The sequence below is a fragment of the Pseudoalteromonas rhizosphaerae genome (genome assembly GCF_028885455.1).
In the GTDB taxonomy this organism is placed as follows: Bacteria; Pseudomonadota; Gammaproteobacteria; order Enterobacterales; family Alteromonadaceae; genus Pseudoalteromonas; species Pseudoalteromonas rhizosphaerae.
The window spans coordinates 3,288,061-3,303,595 of sequence record NZ_CP118496.1 but is presented as its reverse complement, the minus strand read 5'-3'; the positions used below and the strand labels follow the sequence as shown (position 1 = coordinate 3,303,595).

The following is a 15,535-nucleotide window of genomic DNA, read 5'->3' as shown; positions in this document are numbered from 1 at the left end:
GACGCTTACCATCTATTGAACAATAACTATCTATAGTAGCTAACATATACCAAGCAAATTCTGTTGGTACTGATTCCTACATGCTTATATCTTTGCTAGGATCTGGATTACTTACAATTCCAGCGTATTTAACAACGTCTCCACCATCATTTAGAGACTGCTTTTCTTCTTAAGCTTCTTGTAGCAGCCATAATAAAATATGACGAGATGCTGCGTGACAATGAACGGCATTTAGTGAGCTTTTGAGTTCAATTTTCCGATATTAACCTTAAAGCATTACCTGTGACTTCTTTTAATAACTCCTTTGTTAAAATGGAATCGGCAAAAGTTAAGTACTCAATAATATTAACATTAATTGCCTGATAATCTGATTCTAATTCCGAACTTTTTACTCCATCAAGCAATGCAACGATACCAACGTGAAAAGCTCCTATTTTTACGGTCATTGTATATGGAATAGTTATCTCTAAATTATCAGAGCCACTATCGACTGACTTGAATCTAATTTCAGTTACTTTGTTTTCGATGAAAGCAACTAAAGCGCTAAGTGCAACTCGCTGATTATAAAGTTCATCAAAAGTAGTAAGTGTTTTTCCATCAATATGATATCTATTTCTTATGACTGAAATTGAGTCCACAACCATTAAAGAATCTTCGAAAAACCTATTTAGTTTTGTAGATAAATTTAACACTCTATTTTCGTTTTTAAACTTTACCTCAAGCTTAAATTCTTTACCTAAGCTCTCCGAAGCAAATAGCTTTAGTAACTTTATAATCTCATCTAATTCAATTTCCTTATCCAACAGGAAGTGCAATTTGCTATCCATCTTCCCATTTTCAAATAACTCTCCAATTTCAATACTGAATAACTTAGTTTTAAAGCATAAAGTGTTTTTTTCTTTACCTAGCTTCGGAATTTTTACAAACTCACTTTCGAATGTAATGGGTGGAGAGTACTGGGAAGCCCTAAAAGATAGCTGACACTCATCGATTAATGCCGGAAATACTTCTATCTTTGCAATGTCTGAGCTTTTAATCTCAACAGCCCCTTTCGGCAAATTAAACCGATTGTCTTTTAATATTGAGTTCGTAACATCTACACTAGTCGACCTACCGACCACAGCATCTATGAAGTGTTGCTCCATATCTTCAGGTTTAGCTTTAAAATGTAAAATATTGGACTTCCCAGCTTTCACTAGACAGTTTTTAACTCAGAATAATACGCTTCCTCAAACTTAGCAGGTGAAACACCGCCTGTGTGTGAATGGCGTTTTTTTGGATTGTAGAACATTTCTATAAAATTGAATATCTCAGCTTTCGCATCTTCCCTTGTCGAATATATCTTGCGCTTAACTATTCGCTTTTTAATCGTAGCAAAAAAGCTTTCAGCAACCGCATTATCATGACAGTTCCCAGCACGGCTCATCGAAGGCACAAGATTATGCTCTTTCATAAATGCGAGATAGTCAGCGCTACCATATTGACTACCTTGATCACTATGCACCATTACCTCAGCCTTCGGTTGACGTTGGTATACAGCCATCAACAGTGCGTTTATAACAAGCTGCTTATCCATATTTTTACCCATCGACCAACCCACAATACGCCTAGAGAATAAATCCATTACCGTTGCCACATATAAAAAACCTTCATAGGTTCTTATGTAGGTTATGTCGCTCACCCACGATTGATTCGGCGCTGGTGGGTTAAATTGACGCGCTAATAAGTTATCTGCAATCCGCGATGTCTTACCACCTTTAATATGGCGACGCTTATACCCTATTTGCGCTTTAAGCCTATGTTGTCGCATGATCTTAGCTACACGATTTACGCTGCATTGCTCACCGGCTTCACGCAAGTCTGCATGTATCCAAGGGCTACCATACGTACCGCCACTGGCTACATAAAACGCTTTAATGAGCTTCAACAAGCGATTATCTTCAAGCGTTCGATTGCTTATGGGCTTTTTTAACCACGCATAAAAACCACTACGATGCAGTTTAAAAAGACGGCACATCGTAGTGATAGAAAACTCATCTTGGTGATCACGAATGAAGCCGTACTTTACTCGAGGTTGCTGGCAAAGTACCTTGCGGCCTTTTTTAAAATGTCCCGTTCCTCCGTGACACGTTTTAATTCAGCTTCTAATTTAGCAATCTTAAGCTTTTCATCGGATGATTGAACGGATTTAGGTCTATCTGATAACTGGCTCCGCCAGTGATATAACGTTTTGGTAGAAATATCTAATCGTTCAGCGACTTCTGCAACTGAATATCCGCGCTCAGTAATTTGTTTAACAGCCGCTTCTTTAAACTCTTGGGTATAACGTTTGCCTTTACTCATAAAACACCTCTTATTAGAAGTTACAATGTAACTCATTAGGTGTCTAGCAAACTATGGGAAGTCCATATAACCGCCATTCTCATACCCCACATTTTTCGTAATGCTATCCTTTTCCTTTTGATAAGCGACGATTCCGTCAGGCACATAGCTTGCTATTGTATCCCGTAAGACTACCCCTGAGTTGCTAGGAACTTTGTCATTGTCTGTATAGCTGACCCATAGCTTAATTTTGTGAAGTTCTTTAGGTTCAGCTGATAGGTGCTCCTCGCGAACCCGTTTTAAGATCTTTTTGATTAGCTCTTGACCTAGATGGACAAGGTAAGCACCGAGTAATTCAGGATCTTCTTTATTGATGTATTCGAAGAACAGAATAAAAGCAGGTGAAGTGTCATCAACTAGATGCTTCAATGCGGAAAGCTTTATGCTTACGCCTTTCTTATCTTCTTGAAATGAAGTCTTTACTTGAACTTTGCATTCGATTGGTTTTTCCTGCTTATCCTTTGGAAGATGTGTTTTCTCATAAGGAAGGCGAACAATATGATCCCAACCTGTACAGTCTTCTTCTAGGGAACGGTTTACGTTCAAGCGAGCACTTGTGCACCATTTAGAAAACTCGAGTTCCCCCAAGTTCCCAATATTTAAAGCTCCATCCTCGAAATTTGACATTTTTTATCCTTGACTACAGTTATTAATGCTAGGCTCAAATGCTTCTAGCAAGCTCTCTATTTGTCAAATAGCTTCAGCTTTTAGTAATTTCGCCTAACAGACATGTTCAGAAATTCATTTTTAAGTTGAATATAATCATCCATTAGAAATGAACCCTGCTTCCAATACTTTTGAGAAGTTTGCATTGATAGAACCGCTTTTGAGCTTAATTCATCAATGACGGTATTTAAACGATCAGTACCAAACGACATCTGCTCTATATTGTGTTTTTTCTTGTACGCTTCGATATGTTGTTTAATCATAAATTTAGCAGTATGTGGGTCAGTTTCTTCAACAGTACAAAAATCAAAAAAATTGTCTAAGCTTGTCCCTGCTGCTCGACAAGCAGCCAATATACTTTCTAATTCTGCAACCCCGCAAAAGTGCACATTATCCAAAGATAATTTACCTTTAACGGCTTTATCAATTCTAACTCGATATTCGTCACCAAGATATGACGCAAGCTTAACCCCATTTCCCAAATAAAAATCTTGGTGAGTAATAACTACAGCATACCTTTTTTCAAAGGGTGCTATTTTTATTTCACTGACATTAACCAACTTATCGATACACTCTGCAGCCTGAGTGATCCCTTTTAAAATAGTATCTCGTAGCTTATCTTTAATAAGTACTTCGTTGTCTGTTAGGAGTAGCTCCTGTTTCGGCTCAACACCTTTAGCATCAAAGAATATACTAACTTCTCGGCTTGTATGAAGGAAGTCAACAACTTTACCTTGAATATTATGTTTCTTATAAATATCTTTAAGTGCTTTTTCAGTATGTACCTTATAAGCAAAATCTTTGAAAAGTGATCCAATATACTGTTCGAAAGAAATTGAAAACTTTTGTCTAAACTTCTCTGGAGCAGCCTTTTTAAGTGTTCTTAGTACAAATTCACTAACACCTATCAAAGCAATGTAACTATTGGGGGTACATAGACCCTCAGGTAAAAAAATTATAGGTTTTAGTAGCAACTTTGGTTCTGCAAAATATTCTTCTCGGCTCACATGTTCGACATTAGTATGTGACCTCGCATTCAACATAATACTTTGTAGTGAATTGAGGTCACTACCAATCAAAAGCAAAGCCTTTTTCACAAACTCATAGCTAAAGCCTGGCAATAACAATGGAATAAGGCTGCTGTAAGAATAGTAAGGCTTATCATTATCTTTAAATATAAAACCAAGAAAAAATGCAAAAACAAAAAAGTCATTCAGTTCAATGTCTGTATGCTTTTTAAACTCATTTTTAAAGTATGTACTGGAGCTTTTTTCACACATTATTGTATATAGTCGTGCCAAAAAGTAGATGTTTTCACTTTGGTCAGCTTGAAACCTTAACTGCTGAAGAAGCCCTATACGCATAGTCAACCATACATTTTTAGATTTGCTCAGATCCAATGCATCTGAGCTTACCATCCATAACTTATCTAGTAACTTTTGAACATCTCCAGGCGTAGCCTCTTTAGTTGACTTGTTATTATCTAATTCAAGTGTCCATTCAAGCATTAAACAAACTATCCAATGCCTCATAAACGCAGTAGGCTGGTTTCTATCTCGACTGTGCAGCCTCAGTAGAAGATTCTTTACAATAGATATCTTCGAGTATCGCTTAATCCGATTTCGTATCTGAAATACTTTTTTATCAAATGACAAGATACTCCTCCATAATTAAATTTCATTCAAAATACTTTTACTAACGCTCTCACATTTATTTAACCTTTAAGAAATAGCTTCGATACAGCGTTTAAGTCACTTTGTAATGGTTGATATATTTCCCCAGCCCCAAACAAACTGTCTCGGGTTTTTAGTAAAAAATTATCAGAGTGACAAACAATTCCAACAGTTATATTTTATTTTCTGTACTTACCAAGTTTTTGAAGTCGAGATATTTTCCGCCTGTTAGCCACATGAGCTACATGAGTGCTAAACTCAGAGCATCTATGGATGATTGTTGTCTTACCTTCAATTTCAATTTGAAGAATTTCGGCATCTGCACCACAAATTTCTCCTTCAGGATGTGTCAGGATGAAATTACACTTGGTAATAAGAGGGCTTTCGTGCCTTCTAAGATGTGTTTTTATTTTACCTATGCTGTAACTAATAACATATTGTATAGCCATAGTGGAGGCAGCAACTACATATGGGTCACTAAATATTTCTCCACTTAAACACGCTGAACGCACATCTTTATTAACACCAGTTTTTTTAATTTGAGTTATTCTTTTTGAAGCAACTTTATTCTTATGATGTATTTTCATAGCCTTACCATGATCTGATTTCCAATTTGCCGTGGAAGTGATATCGTGGTTAAGAACCAACGAGTGTCACAATCTTGACTTCAGACATCAAAACTTTTGACTGACTGCTTGTCGCTCTTTGCCGAATTAGGGCTCAGAGCCATGGAGCAGTCATTCATGATTAACTCGTTTCTGCCCCATTCCGAGCTAACGTAAATGCTCTAAAGGTTTGCTTCGAGATTAACGGACGGTCATTGACTAAAACTTCAAAGTTAAAAATGTTATGTTTGAACTCAGAAGAACCATACAGGACTAACCTGTTAACATTCCCAATGCATTTAATCTAGAGAATTTTTGAGTTTCTATTAATAATGGATCAACTGAGCTAATTCGAGCTAAAATTGCGTTTAAATCACCCAATATAATTCCAGGTTCATCCTCGATAATTTGATTTAAAAACTTCAATACAGTTTCAGGATATTCCTCAGGTAAATTTGTTTCATTTAACTTTCTCAATAAATAATTAAAATCACTAATGTTACTTAAACTATGCTGCAGTATAGAATAACTTTCTACAAAATATTTTTGAGTGTTTAAACATAGAATTGCAAGTTGATTTATTGTTAATTCATTAAAATTTTGATTTTTAGGCCAAACTTTTAATAAAAAGGGTTTAATTCTATTTTCCCAGTATTCATCAAATTTATCTCCAGAACTCGTTAATGCATCGTTTAAAGCAACAGTAACATGTGAAAATGCATTTCCGGAGAGTTGTGAGAAGGCAACGGCGACTTCTTTGACTCCATATTCATCATATTTCTGGAGAGCAACATAGGTTAAAAATTTAGCATACTGTTGTGATTGTTCACCTAAATCATCTAAATGAGATGCTGTTTCTAATAAATTTGCTTTTATTTTAGTTAAAAACTCTTTGTGCAATCTTGGTGACCATAAGTAGCAAAACCATGCTACCTGAGAAAAACTACAATCGCTCCAATTAAACCAGTTTAAAATATGCTCTTCAGCCCACTCAGGTGAAACACTATAAAGAGACAAAACATTAGTAGATATAATTGCTTTAGATAAAATATATATTTCATTATCTTGATTACACAGATGGTTGAGCCTTTCCTCATAATCTGAACTTATACCATAACCATCTTTTGGTTTTTCTCTATACCATTGTTTAAATAAAAGTTCAGTCAAGATTCCAACGGGGTGATTTATTGCAGCCATTAGCGGATCTCTATTAATATCAATCTCTTTTTCAAATGGTAAAGTTATTAATAGATCATAAAAGGTAAAAAATTTACTTTTTGTAATTACCTTACAATCGAAATTTTTATCAAGCCAAAACGCAAGAGACCTTGATATGTCGACTAACTTTTCTTTCTCTAAACTTAGAAGATAATTACATGACGAGTCCCAAGCAATATAAGAAAGCCGCCTATTTTCAGACCAAATGTTTATTGCCTCATTCCATCGTTTTGGTAGCCATGAATTACATTGAATAAGTGCCTCTATAACAAATTTTGGTTCTTTTCTACATCGAATGGACCAATCATCTTCATTTCGAAACCCTTCCTCAGGGTTATCCTCCAGCCATTTTATTAAACTATTAAGCTCTGAAGGAGTATTATTTTCCAGTCCTTTATGAAAACCTGTACTCATCCAAAAAGGGAACTCTTGTTCCTCTTTAATTTCCCCCCCCCATATTGGATGCTTTTGAAGCATTTTTTCATATGCCCTATCACCCTCAATACCAACATTTAGTCTAGAATTTTTTAATTTGGATAATCTAAGCCAAATAGCACGATCTTTAATATCCTTAAACTCTTGCTCTGTAAGTTCTTTCCTAAACCAAGATTTAGATGGCCCTTTTAAAATATTACAAACTAGTCGATTCTTATCAACATCACTTAAATTTAAAAAAAGTTTTGGTAATAAACTTAATATCTCTCGTTGTGTCGCGGTATTCCATAACCAACGTGAGTCATCTATTTCCAGTAGCTCATTTACATCCACTGAAAAATTTTGGGGTAACTCTGCTAAAGCAAATAATGCCAACCTTTTGAAGATTGGAAATGGTAACGCCCACCAATCCATAATAGCGTTCATAGCGGCATTGGAATTGGTTGTTTTCATTGCAAGCCATGAGTCTCTAACTAACTCAATTAATACAGTCCAATCATTATGATGTTTATTTTGTGGATGTTTCGCGATCGAAGGCTGGTGAATGTATGAATAATCATAATACTCATTTACTTCCCCCAGTAAACTCTTCAACTCCATTATTTCTAATAGAATTAAATTAAACTCAATAAATAGATTACCAATATCATGGCTCCATTTATCAACTTTATTTAGTTCTTTCAACGCGGAATATGGGTGAGAACTAGTGAGAACAACCTCACTCCTAAAAATACGTTTTATCCCACTCACAGAGCTAGCTAAACTCAGAGGCTCACTAAAACGGATTCTTGGAGAAAGTAATGTCTTTAGCTCATGTTTGAGGGGTAATGATAAATAGTTTACCTTATATTTATCTACCCATGAGTGAAGACTAAAACGATGGCTAGAATTAGTGCAATAGCCCGATAGTATTAACTCCCATATAGTTAGCATTTCTTCACCTAAATTAGCGCATAAAATGTCACCACTATTTTTCCTGTGCGCTCTTAGCTCATTATTAATTTTCCAGTGTAAATCGCTATGTAGCCTTCCTCCTTGTTTACATATAAAGAGAACAAGTTCTGGTTTATCTAAGTGCTTAACTAACCAGATGCCAAGAAAGTTCATTACTTTATCCCACTGTACCTCATCATGAGAAAAACTTGCTAATGACATATTTGGTGAAAAAGCGCTTTTTGGAGGCCTACTGAAAAGTCTAAACTCAAAATTTTCTTTAAAGCTTGTGTCTACTATACCAAAACGTGGTAGATCACTTTTATCAAGCTTAATTTCATTAAGTACATTCAACCATTCAATAGGTGGAGGGGGGGTTAATTGAGCAAATGTTTTTGCAGGAATACCAGTTGGATCACTTAAAGCCCAAGCAAGTCTGTATGCATATCCATTATCTAAATCCGCTTCAGATGGCTTTGTAAAAGCAGTCGTTACTACTATTTGTTGCTTTCCAACCAGTCCGTCTCTATAGGTTTCAGACCATTTTTCTAACGTTTTATGTAAATAATAATGATGTCGGTGGTTTTTGTACAAAATAGGTGTGACATTTTTAGCTAACCAGTTTTGCTTTTCGTGCTCATATTCTTTTTCTTCATTTTTACCTGTTTTATAATTACCAAACGCGAACATCTCAGGAGGTGATTCACCTAGTAAACGGTCCGCTGCTAAAGCATCCATCATATATCTAAGTACAGGATCATTAAGGCTGTATCCTACAAAGCACACTACATAAGTTCTGAACAGCTCACTAACAAACCGTGAAGCCCATCTCTCATTCAAGTATGCCAATCCGAAGTCACCACTTGAAATAACTAAATTATCAAGGTCAAAATCGCTGATGTTCTCAGGTATTAATCCATGTAAATAAACCAAACCACTCCACCTACTTTTTGGGACTGGAAGTAATGGAGCTTGAAATATAGGAAAGTCTATTTTTTCACTTAAGCTAACGTCTTGAAAAATTCTATCAAAGTTGGTAGTTATTAAACGAACTCGTTTATCTTTTGTTGTTGCGAGCTGAAGTAAAGCTTTGTGAGTAGTAGTAGCATTTGCATCAGAGTAATCAGGTTTTAATTGATTAACCAACTCTTTTCTAACAGCGTTTCTCCATTCACTACTTGGTCTAGTCGCTTCTAGTAATGATACAGCAGTGTCAAATTGTCCTAGCTTTAATGTTTGCTCTTGTATTGGGGAAGGAACAACACCTAGATTCTCATATAGGCTTCTAACAAGCCCACCAAACCCTGGGAGTTTAGCTGGAAAAGATATCCCAGCACCGCAAAAGAAAACAACCTTACCTTCTTCATGTGCTTGTAATAGCTTTTCAGGAATATTTGGTCCATTATTCACAAACTGCATTACAAAAATCCTTTTAGTAAAATTACCTCCATATAAAATCAATAGAGGGGGTATCTGAAGGTGAAAATAACATACCTCCCCTTAAAAAAATAATTTTTCGCACATAAGGCTTTACATAAGTACAACAAGTCAAAGCCGTAAACCTTCCCCTTGGGCATCACAAATGTAACGACAGTATATTGCATATAGCCATTTACGGCTTTAACTCATAAATGTCCAAAAACGAGTTGACCCGACAGTCCGGTTATCGCTCATACCCGAATTCTTATGTAGCGAGCTAAGCTTAAAACTCCATAAACACCGGAGTACAACTAATGCACCAGTTAACTATATATCAGCCTAAAGAGCCTTGGAATAAAAATAAGCTTGTAGGACAAAAGTTACCTCTAAAATTACAGCAAATATGGGCTATCCGAATACGACTAGAGCTTTTTCATAAAATAAGAGATCTAGCACTATTTAACCTAGCCATAGATAGCAAACTAAGAGGGTGTGATTTAGTTTCACTAAAAGTTAATGACATCGCACATGGTAAAACAATCCAATCAAGGGCAATAGTCGTTCAAAAAAAGACTGGTATGCCTGTTCAATTTGAAATTACTGGAAATACAAGGAAATCAATTGTGGCGCTCATAGAGCAATTTACTCTCAATTCTTATGATTACTTGTTTAAGTCACGAATTCATTCCTCTGAACACCTTTCAACCCGTCAATATGGACGTATAGTTGATTCTTGGGTCACCTCAATTGGGTTAGATAAGACTCAATATGGCACTCATTCTATGAGACGTAGCAAACCATCACTAATTTACAAAAAAACTAAAGTGTTTGTGTCCCAGCGAGTCTGTGAGCGGCTATAGTGGTTTGTTAGCAACCAACCTAACGTTTTGTTAGCAACCAACCTAACGTTTTGTAACATTGTATTTTGCAAAATGTACCCATTCACCATTTTCTTGGGCCGCCTCCAGCAAAAATGACCATGTTTCTGATGTTGAGTCATAAGTGAAAGTATCGCGAAACGAACCATTTTTATAGGGAATAGTAAATTGAATAGAGTCACTTGTAATGCTGCCAGTGCCATGCGGAATTGAATACAAAGCACCAAAGCTATCTAACCAATGTGCAATGATAGTTTTACTCTTTGTATCGTAACCGATTATGACTTTAGCTTCATATTCTGAAGGGACTTGAATGTCATTCATGTGGATTTCAGTAAACGCACCTTGGAGAGTAGGTTTTGCATACATCGTATATGTAACCGGTTTACCCATAACATCGCCAGACATTTTCCACTCACCGTCCAGTGACTGAATGATTTCTGGTCTTTCAAGAATCTCAGGATGCTCTTCAGCTTGAAGATTTCCGACGAACAAAATTGAAACTAAACTAAAACCAGTTAAAAACTTCATGTGACCCTTCCTTTGGTTGCTAACATTTTAGTGCGCTCATCGCGCATATTTCTGCCGACGCTACGCTCATTTTTCTACATTATATAGTTTTAACAAATAACCTAAGGTATTACTATTATTAAGTTTTCTAAAACTTTAAAGAAAAGACAAATAGAACAATATGCGCGTGACGCTCATTTTCATGAATATATGCGCAAAGAGCAGTTTAACCAATCTATTAACGACGATATTTAGCCAATCCCAATGACCGGTTATCGCTCGAGGCGGCCTTCGCCAAAGTGCCAAAAAAAGTCATTCAGGTATAACTCGTTTCTGCCCCATTACGCGTTAACGTAAATACTCTAATGGCAGCTGTGGGGCGAACAACGGACCTTGCTGTTAACCTCAAGGAAGCAAATCTATTCCAAACTGCTTCAGCAATAAAGAAAACAGCCAAAAGCAAATTACAGTTATTAATGAGCTGATGAGTAACGATAGCCAAAAACTGTAGCGCTGCATCAGCATGGGGAAAAGTAAAAACATGGGCAATGTGGGAAGTACATACCAAAAGGTGTACCAAGCGTGATTGGCTATTTTCTCTGACGGCTGCTTTTCAACATATAACCAAATCATGGCTAAAATTGTGACTGTCGGTAAGGCCACTATTAGTGCGCCTAGTTTATCATTTCGTTTTGCTAGCTCTGATGCCGCGACAATGACCGTAGCGGTGATCAAATACTTAGTTATTAGCCAACCCATATAATGTCCTTAAATGAAAAAACCGATTGCCTATCGGTTTTTGTTGTGACAATATAGCCAACGAATTAAATAGAGTAAAGTGTTATGCAGTTAGGTGAACTAGAAAAGTTAGTGCTTCAACATTTCTGGAATGTGAAAGAAGCGGATGCAAAGCAAGTACATAAAGTACTGGGGTTAGCTCGTGGTAATTCGTTAAATACTATCCAAAGTACGCTTGATAGGTTATTTAAAAAAGAATTACTTAAACGCACTAAACAAGGCCATGCGTATTGTTATTCAGCCAGAGTAGATCGTGAAGGCTTAATTGCTCAACTTATTTCAAATGTAACCAGTGACTTTGTTGATGATGGTGAAAATAGCTTAATTGCTGCGTTCAGTTCTGCTTCGGCACAGCTTAATGACGAACAACTCGATACATTAGAAAAAATGATCGAGAAACAACGCCAGCTTAGAAAGGAGCGGGCTTAATTATGTTAGTTGGAGATATGGCAATCGTTCTAAATTTGCTCAGTGTTTCAGTGCTTGCATTTGTGATAGGTATTGCAACTGTTGCTGTCGTATCTCGTTTTGTGTTGTTCAGACTCGAACAAGTCAGTTTTAATAGTCAAAAGTTTATATTGTGGTCACTAGTGAGTGCACCTTGGTGGATAGCCTTTTCTTGTATTAGTTACTTTATGCCTTACTCGTTAGGGTTTGATAAAGTTTTTAACATAAGCTGGTTCGAAGATTTTGCCCATTGGCACCATATCGATATTTTTAGCTTTTCAAGTTGGCACGCGTTAACCTTACTTTTAGCACTAATCTATTTAGCTTGGCGCGTAACTAAGACTACCTTTGCTAGAACCAAACAGTCCATCGCATTATCGAGTTTACTAAGCTTTACTGATGCACAAGATGCTAGGACGACTAATGGCAATCAATATTTATTGATGCCTGTTAAAGTGCCTGTTGCCTTTACTACAGGTTTTATATCTCCCAAGATATATGTATCAACCGGACTACAAACCCAAGTTAGCGATGAACAACTTAATATCATCGTTAATCATGAACTGGCTCATGTAACGGCAAGAGACCCGTTATTTAAAGTGCTTTTCACGGCACTTGCCAGCTTCTATCCGTCACGTATAAAACAAACCCTAATCGAGCAATATGTCTTAATGACGGAAAAGATGGCCGACAATGAGGTCACAAAAGAATACGACCACCTTGATATCGCACAGACATTAATTGATGTCGCTAGACTTCAAAAAGCACTTCCTACGGATTGCGATCAGGCGTCTGTTAGCTACTTCGGACATGATTACACGAGTCTTCGTGTTGAAGGTTTATTAAATCCAATTAATAAACCGTCACTTACTACTTTCATCATTACTCTAGCATTATTGGCAACTATGCCAGTACTAGCGGCATCCACTGTCGATAGTTTTCATCACTTTATCGAAACTTTTTTCATCCATTAATTAAGGATATGGAATGAGATTTAATCTTTATAAAAGCAACAGAAAAAAACCGACCGGCAATCGGTTTTTGGCTGTTGGTCTATTTTTAACAACGGGGGCTGGTTTAGTAACATCAACTCCCTTTTTGGCTAATGCGCAAATCCAGCAGCAATCACAGTCATCACATCAGGTTATAAATTTAAGCAAGGCTGTGACCATGACTCTACAAAGTCATCCTGAATTAAAAGCCTTGATAGCTCAAGAAGCCTTGTGGCAAGGTAATATCGAGCAAGCTGGAATTGGAGAGCGTCCTCAAATAGGTTTAATGATTGAAGATGCGTTAGGGACTGGTGAGCATAGTGCATTAAAAAGTATGCAATCAACGCTCACCTACTCTTGGTTGCTTCAACAAGATCAAATTGATGGCAGAGTTAATGCGGCAAAAAGCCAAGCAAGTGCAGTAATAGTCGAGCAAAAAATAAAAGCCCTCGATTTATCTGCGATTGTTGCTAAGCAGTTTGTTGAAATCTTGATAAAACAAGAGCGCCTGAAACTCAATCAATTAGCGGTATCTCAGGCACAGGAAGTGGTTGACGCTATTGCCAAAAGAGTAAAAGCAGGCAAAAGTTCTAATGTCGAAATGCGCTTGGCTCAAGCTGAGTTGGTTCGAAGAAATCTCGCTGTCGAAGATTTAGAGCACGAATTAAAAGCCAGCCATTATCAACTGTCATCCTTATGGGGTAAGCCTCAGGCAGAGCTTAAGTTAACGGGGAATTTAGTGCTTAAGCCGGAAATTCCATCTGTAGAAAGCCAGCTAAACAAGCTTAAGCAAATCCCGCAAATACAGCAGTTTGCTGATGAACAACGTATCGCCCAGTCTCAAATGGAACTCGCACGTATTGAAGCCAAACCTCAGTGGCAATTCACTGCTGGACTAAGACGATATGAAACGACCGATGATTTTGGTTTAGTGGCGGGTGTCTCTATTCCTTGGGGAAGTGAAAATAGAAATGCAGGAACAATAGCTGCCTTACTCGCAAAACAAGATGTTCTGGCAAGTCAGCAACAAGCGTTAATGCAGAAACTTGATGCACAGCTTTATGTGCTATTGCAAGAAATGGCGCATTCCCACCATGTCATTGAAACGATTCAAGCTGAAATTATTCCTGTACTAGAAACCGCATTGACTGAAGCAAGTCAGGCATTTGATATCGGCAAACTTAGCTACAACCAGTGGAGTGATATCCGTAGAGAGCTACTCAGCGCCCAAAATCAGTTACTTGATTCTTATCAATCTTTGCACTTACAACATATTGAAATTCAACGCCTAACTGGCGTGTCCGTTAGTGATAGCGAGTAGAACCGTGAGCAAACTTATGAAAAATAAAAATATCCTGTCGTCATTGAGTTTGGCGATACTTATCTCATTAACAGGCGTCGTCGCACCTAATGCTATTGCGGCATCATCACCTGCGGCTGAGCAAGCTGAACCAGAGAAAGGTCCACACCGTGGGCGCATGTTACGAGAAGGTGATTTTGCAATTGAACTCTCTATTTTTGAAACAGGCGTGCCGCCAGAATTTCGTGTTTGGGCAACAAATGAAGGGCAACCTATTGACCCAGCGAAAGTTAGTTTAAACGTAAAGTTAATCCGTCTAGGCGATGGCACTGATGATATTAACTTCAATGCCCAAGGTGACTTTCTTCGCGGTGATATGGTGATTTATGAGCCTCACTCTTTTGTCGTTGCCATTGAAGCAACTTATCAGGGTAAAAAGTATAATTGGCGATATGACAACTTCGAGGGTCGCACCACAATTGAACAGGCAGTTGCCGATGCAATGGAAATCAACACTGAAATTGCAGGCCCTGCGACAATTCATCAAACCATTCCTGCTTATGGAAAATTAAGTTTACCTGTGGGCGCTAAGCGAAACATTGCAGCGCGTTTTGATGGTGAAATCACCAAATTACACGTCAATTTCGGTGAAATCGTTAAAAAAGGGCAAACGCTATTCACAGTAGAAAGTAATGAAAGTCTTAAGCCCTACGTTATTAAAGCGCCCATTAATGGTGTTATTACCCAGTTATTCGCAAACGCGGGTGAGCAAACCAATGGTAAAACCTTACTCACCATTACCAATTTTAATCGCCATATTGCCAAATTAGCGGTTTATCCTTCGGATTATTCCAAGGTTAAACTGGAAACGCCAGTTACGTTAAACATTGAAGGTCATAAGAACCCCCTTGTAGGTGAGGTGTCATTTATTGAGCCAAGCGTGAGAGATGATCAAGCAAGAATGGTTTGGGTTGAATTAGCAGATGCTGAACTTGCAGAAGGAAACTTCGTTAAAGCAAATATTGAAGTAGCAACAATCGATGTGCCGCTTGCTGTTAAGCGTGTTGGTTTGCAAAGTTTTAGAGATTTCACCGTTGTCTATGCCAAAGTCGGTAAACAATACGAAGTCCGTATGCTTGAGCTTGGAAGAGCCGGAGGTGAATGGATTGAAGTTCTAGGTGGATTAAAAGCAGGTACAGAATACGTGACTGATAATAGCTACATCTTAAAAGCCGACATTGAAAAGTCTGGCGCATCACATGATCATTAGGAGCGTATA

The 15,535-nt window shown here is 37.5% G+C and carries 13 protein-coding genes; 5 read left to right on the top strand and 8 right to left on the bottom strand.

What is annotated here, in order from left to right; all coding sequences use genetic code 11:
- Window positions 1-248 precede the first annotated feature (248 nt).
- From PVK79_RS14130 to dsr1, 6 genes are all read right to left on the bottom strand, one after another.
- On the bottom strand, window positions 249-1,196 hold the full coding sequence (locus PVK79_RS14130) for a hypothetical protein (RefSeq protein WP_257325999.1): 948 nt from the start codon (window positions 1,194-1,196) through the stop codon (window positions 249-251).
- Window positions 1,196-2,343 (bottom strand): IS3 family transposase gene (locus tag PVK79_RS14125; protein WP_257325998.1). Its coding sequence is split into 2 segments (ribosomal slippage): window positions 1,196-2,106 and window positions 2,106-2,343, totalling 1,149 coding nucleotides; the frame shifts between segments, so codons are not numbered across the junction. The genes PVK79_RS14130 and PVK79_RS14125 overlap by 1 nt, the downstream gene beginning before the upstream one ends.
- 51 nt (window positions 2,344-2,394) lie before the next feature.
- Window positions 2,395-3,009, bottom strand: a complete 615-nt coding sequence (locus PVK79_RS14120) for a hypothetical protein (protein ID WP_257325996.1) — start codon at window positions 3,007-3,009, stop codon at window positions 2,395-2,397.
- An 80-nt stretch (window positions 3,010-3,089) separates the two neighbouring features.
- Window positions 3,090-4,703: a GapS1 family protein gene (gapS1, locus tag PVK79_RS14115; RefSeq protein WP_425607864.1), complete on the bottom strand. Its 1,614-nt coding sequence runs from the start codon at window positions 4,701-4,703 to the stop codon at window positions 3,090-3,092.
- 197 nt (window positions 4,704-4,900) lie between these two features.
- Window positions 4,901-5,308, bottom strand: a complete 408-nt coding sequence (locus PVK79_RS14110) for a hypothetical protein (RefSeq protein ID WP_257325994.1) — start codon at window positions 5,306-5,308, stop codon at window positions 4,901-4,903.
- A gap of 291 nt (window positions 5,309-5,599) precedes the next feature.
- The gene (gene dsr1, locus PVK79_RS14105; protein WP_274803906.1) at window positions 5,600-9,331 is read right to left on the bottom strand and encodes an anti-phage defense-associated sirtuin Dsr1; all 3,732 of its coding nucleotides are present in this window, start codon (window positions 9,329-9,331) and stop codon (window positions 5,600-5,602) included.
- A 314-nt stretch (window positions 9,332-9,645) separates the two neighbouring features.
- On the opposite strand from dsr1, the gene PVK79_RS14100 reads away from it, so the two are divergent.
- Entirely contained in the window at window positions 9,646-10,191 is a 546-nt protein-coding gene (locus PVK79_RS14100; protein ID WP_257325981.1) for a tyrosine-type recombinase/integrase, read from the top strand.
- 42 nt (window positions 10,192-10,233) lie between these two features.
- Here PVK79_RS14100 and PVK79_RS14095 read toward each other — a convergent pair whose 3' ends face one another.
- Together PVK79_RS14095 and PVK79_RS14090 are read right to left on the bottom strand one after the other, a co-directional pair.
- The gene (locus PVK79_RS14095) at window positions 10,234-10,740 is read right to left on the bottom strand and encodes a DUF1579 family protein (RefSeq protein WP_257325979.1); all 507 of its coding nucleotides are present in this window, start codon (window positions 10,738-10,740) and stop codon (window positions 10,234-10,236) included.
- Between the two features lie 384 nt (window positions 10,741-11,124).
- A complete protein-coding gene (locus PVK79_RS14090) occupies window positions 11,125-11,478 on the bottom strand; it encodes a DUF3147 family protein (RefSeq protein ID WP_028834937.1) in 354 nt (117 codons plus the stop codon).
- Window positions 11,479-11,562: 84 nt separating this feature from the next.
- Here PVK79_RS14090 and PVK79_RS14085 point away from each other — a divergent pair, with 84 nt between their 5' ends.
- Genes PVK79_RS14085 through PVK79_RS14070 form a run of 4 tightly spaced genes read left to right on the top strand, consistent with a single transcriptional unit; the run spans window position 11,563 to window position 15,526 of the window.
- Window positions 11,563-11,946, top strand: a complete 384-nt coding sequence (locus tag PVK79_RS14085) for a BlaI/MecI/CopY family transcriptional regulator (protein ID WP_028834938.1) — start codon at window positions 11,563-11,565, stop codon at window positions 11,944-11,946.
- 2 nt (window positions 11,947-11,948) lie between these two features.
- Window positions 11,949-12,938: a M56 family metallopeptidase gene (locus PVK79_RS14080; RefSeq protein WP_028834939.1), complete on the top strand. Its 990-nt coding sequence runs from the start codon at window positions 11,949-11,951 to the stop codon at window positions 12,936-12,938.
- Window positions 12,939-12,951: 13 nt separating this feature from the next.
- On the top strand, window positions 12,952-14,277 hold the full coding sequence (locus PVK79_RS14075) for a TolC family protein (protein ID WP_257325988.1): 1,326 nt from the start codon (window positions 12,952-12,954) through the stop codon (window positions 14,275-14,277).
- A gap of 16 nt (window positions 14,278-14,293) precedes the next feature.
- Window positions 14,294-15,526: an efflux RND transporter periplasmic adaptor subunit gene (locus PVK79_RS14070; RefSeq protein ID WP_257325986.1), complete on the top strand. Its 1,233-nt coding sequence runs from the start codon at window positions 14,294-14,296 to the stop codon at window positions 15,524-15,526.
- Window positions 15,527-15,535 lie beyond the last annotated feature (9 nt).

Excerpts from the sequence above, each read along its gene's own strand:
- PVK79_RS14120 (WP_257325996.1), bottom strand. The coding sequence starts at position 3,009 with ATGTCAAATTTCGAGGATGGAGCTTTAAATATTGGGAACTTGGGGGAA.
- PVK79_RS14110 (WP_257325994.1), bottom strand. The coding sequence starts at position 5,308 with ATGAAAATACATCATAAGAATAAAGTTGCTTCAAAAAGAATAACTCAA.
- dsr1 (WP_274803906.1), bottom strand. The coding sequence starts at position 9,331 with ATGCAGTTTGTGAATAATGGACCAAATATTCCTGAAAAGCTATTACAA.
- PVK79_RS14100 (WP_257325981.1), top strand. The coding sequence starts at position 9,646 with ATGCACCAGTTAACTATATATCAGCCTAAAGAGCCTTGGAATAAAAAT.
- PVK79_RS14095 (WP_257325979.1), bottom strand. The coding sequence starts at position 10,740 with ATGAAGTTTTTAACTGGTTTTAGTTTAGTTTCAATTTTGTTCGTCGGA.
- PVK79_RS14090 (WP_028834937.1), bottom strand. The coding sequence starts at position 11,478 with ATGGGTTGGCTAATAACTAAGTATTTGATCACCGCTACGGTCATTGTC.
- PVK79_RS14085 (WP_028834938.1), top strand. The coding sequence starts at position 11,563 with ATGCAGTTAGGTGAACTAGAAAAGTTAGTGCTTCAACATTTCTGGAAT.
- PVK79_RS14080 (WP_028834939.1), top strand. The coding sequence starts at position 11,949 with ATGTTAGTTGGAGATATGGCAATCGTTCTAAATTTGCTCAGTGTTTCA.
- PVK79_RS14075 (WP_257325988.1), top strand. The coding sequence starts at position 12,952 with ATGAGATTTAATCTTTATAAAAGCAACAGAAAAAAACCGACCGGCAAT.
- PVK79_RS14070 (WP_257325986.1), top strand. The coding sequence starts at position 14,294 with ATGAAAAATAAAAATATCCTGTCGTCATTGAGTTTGGCGATACTTATC.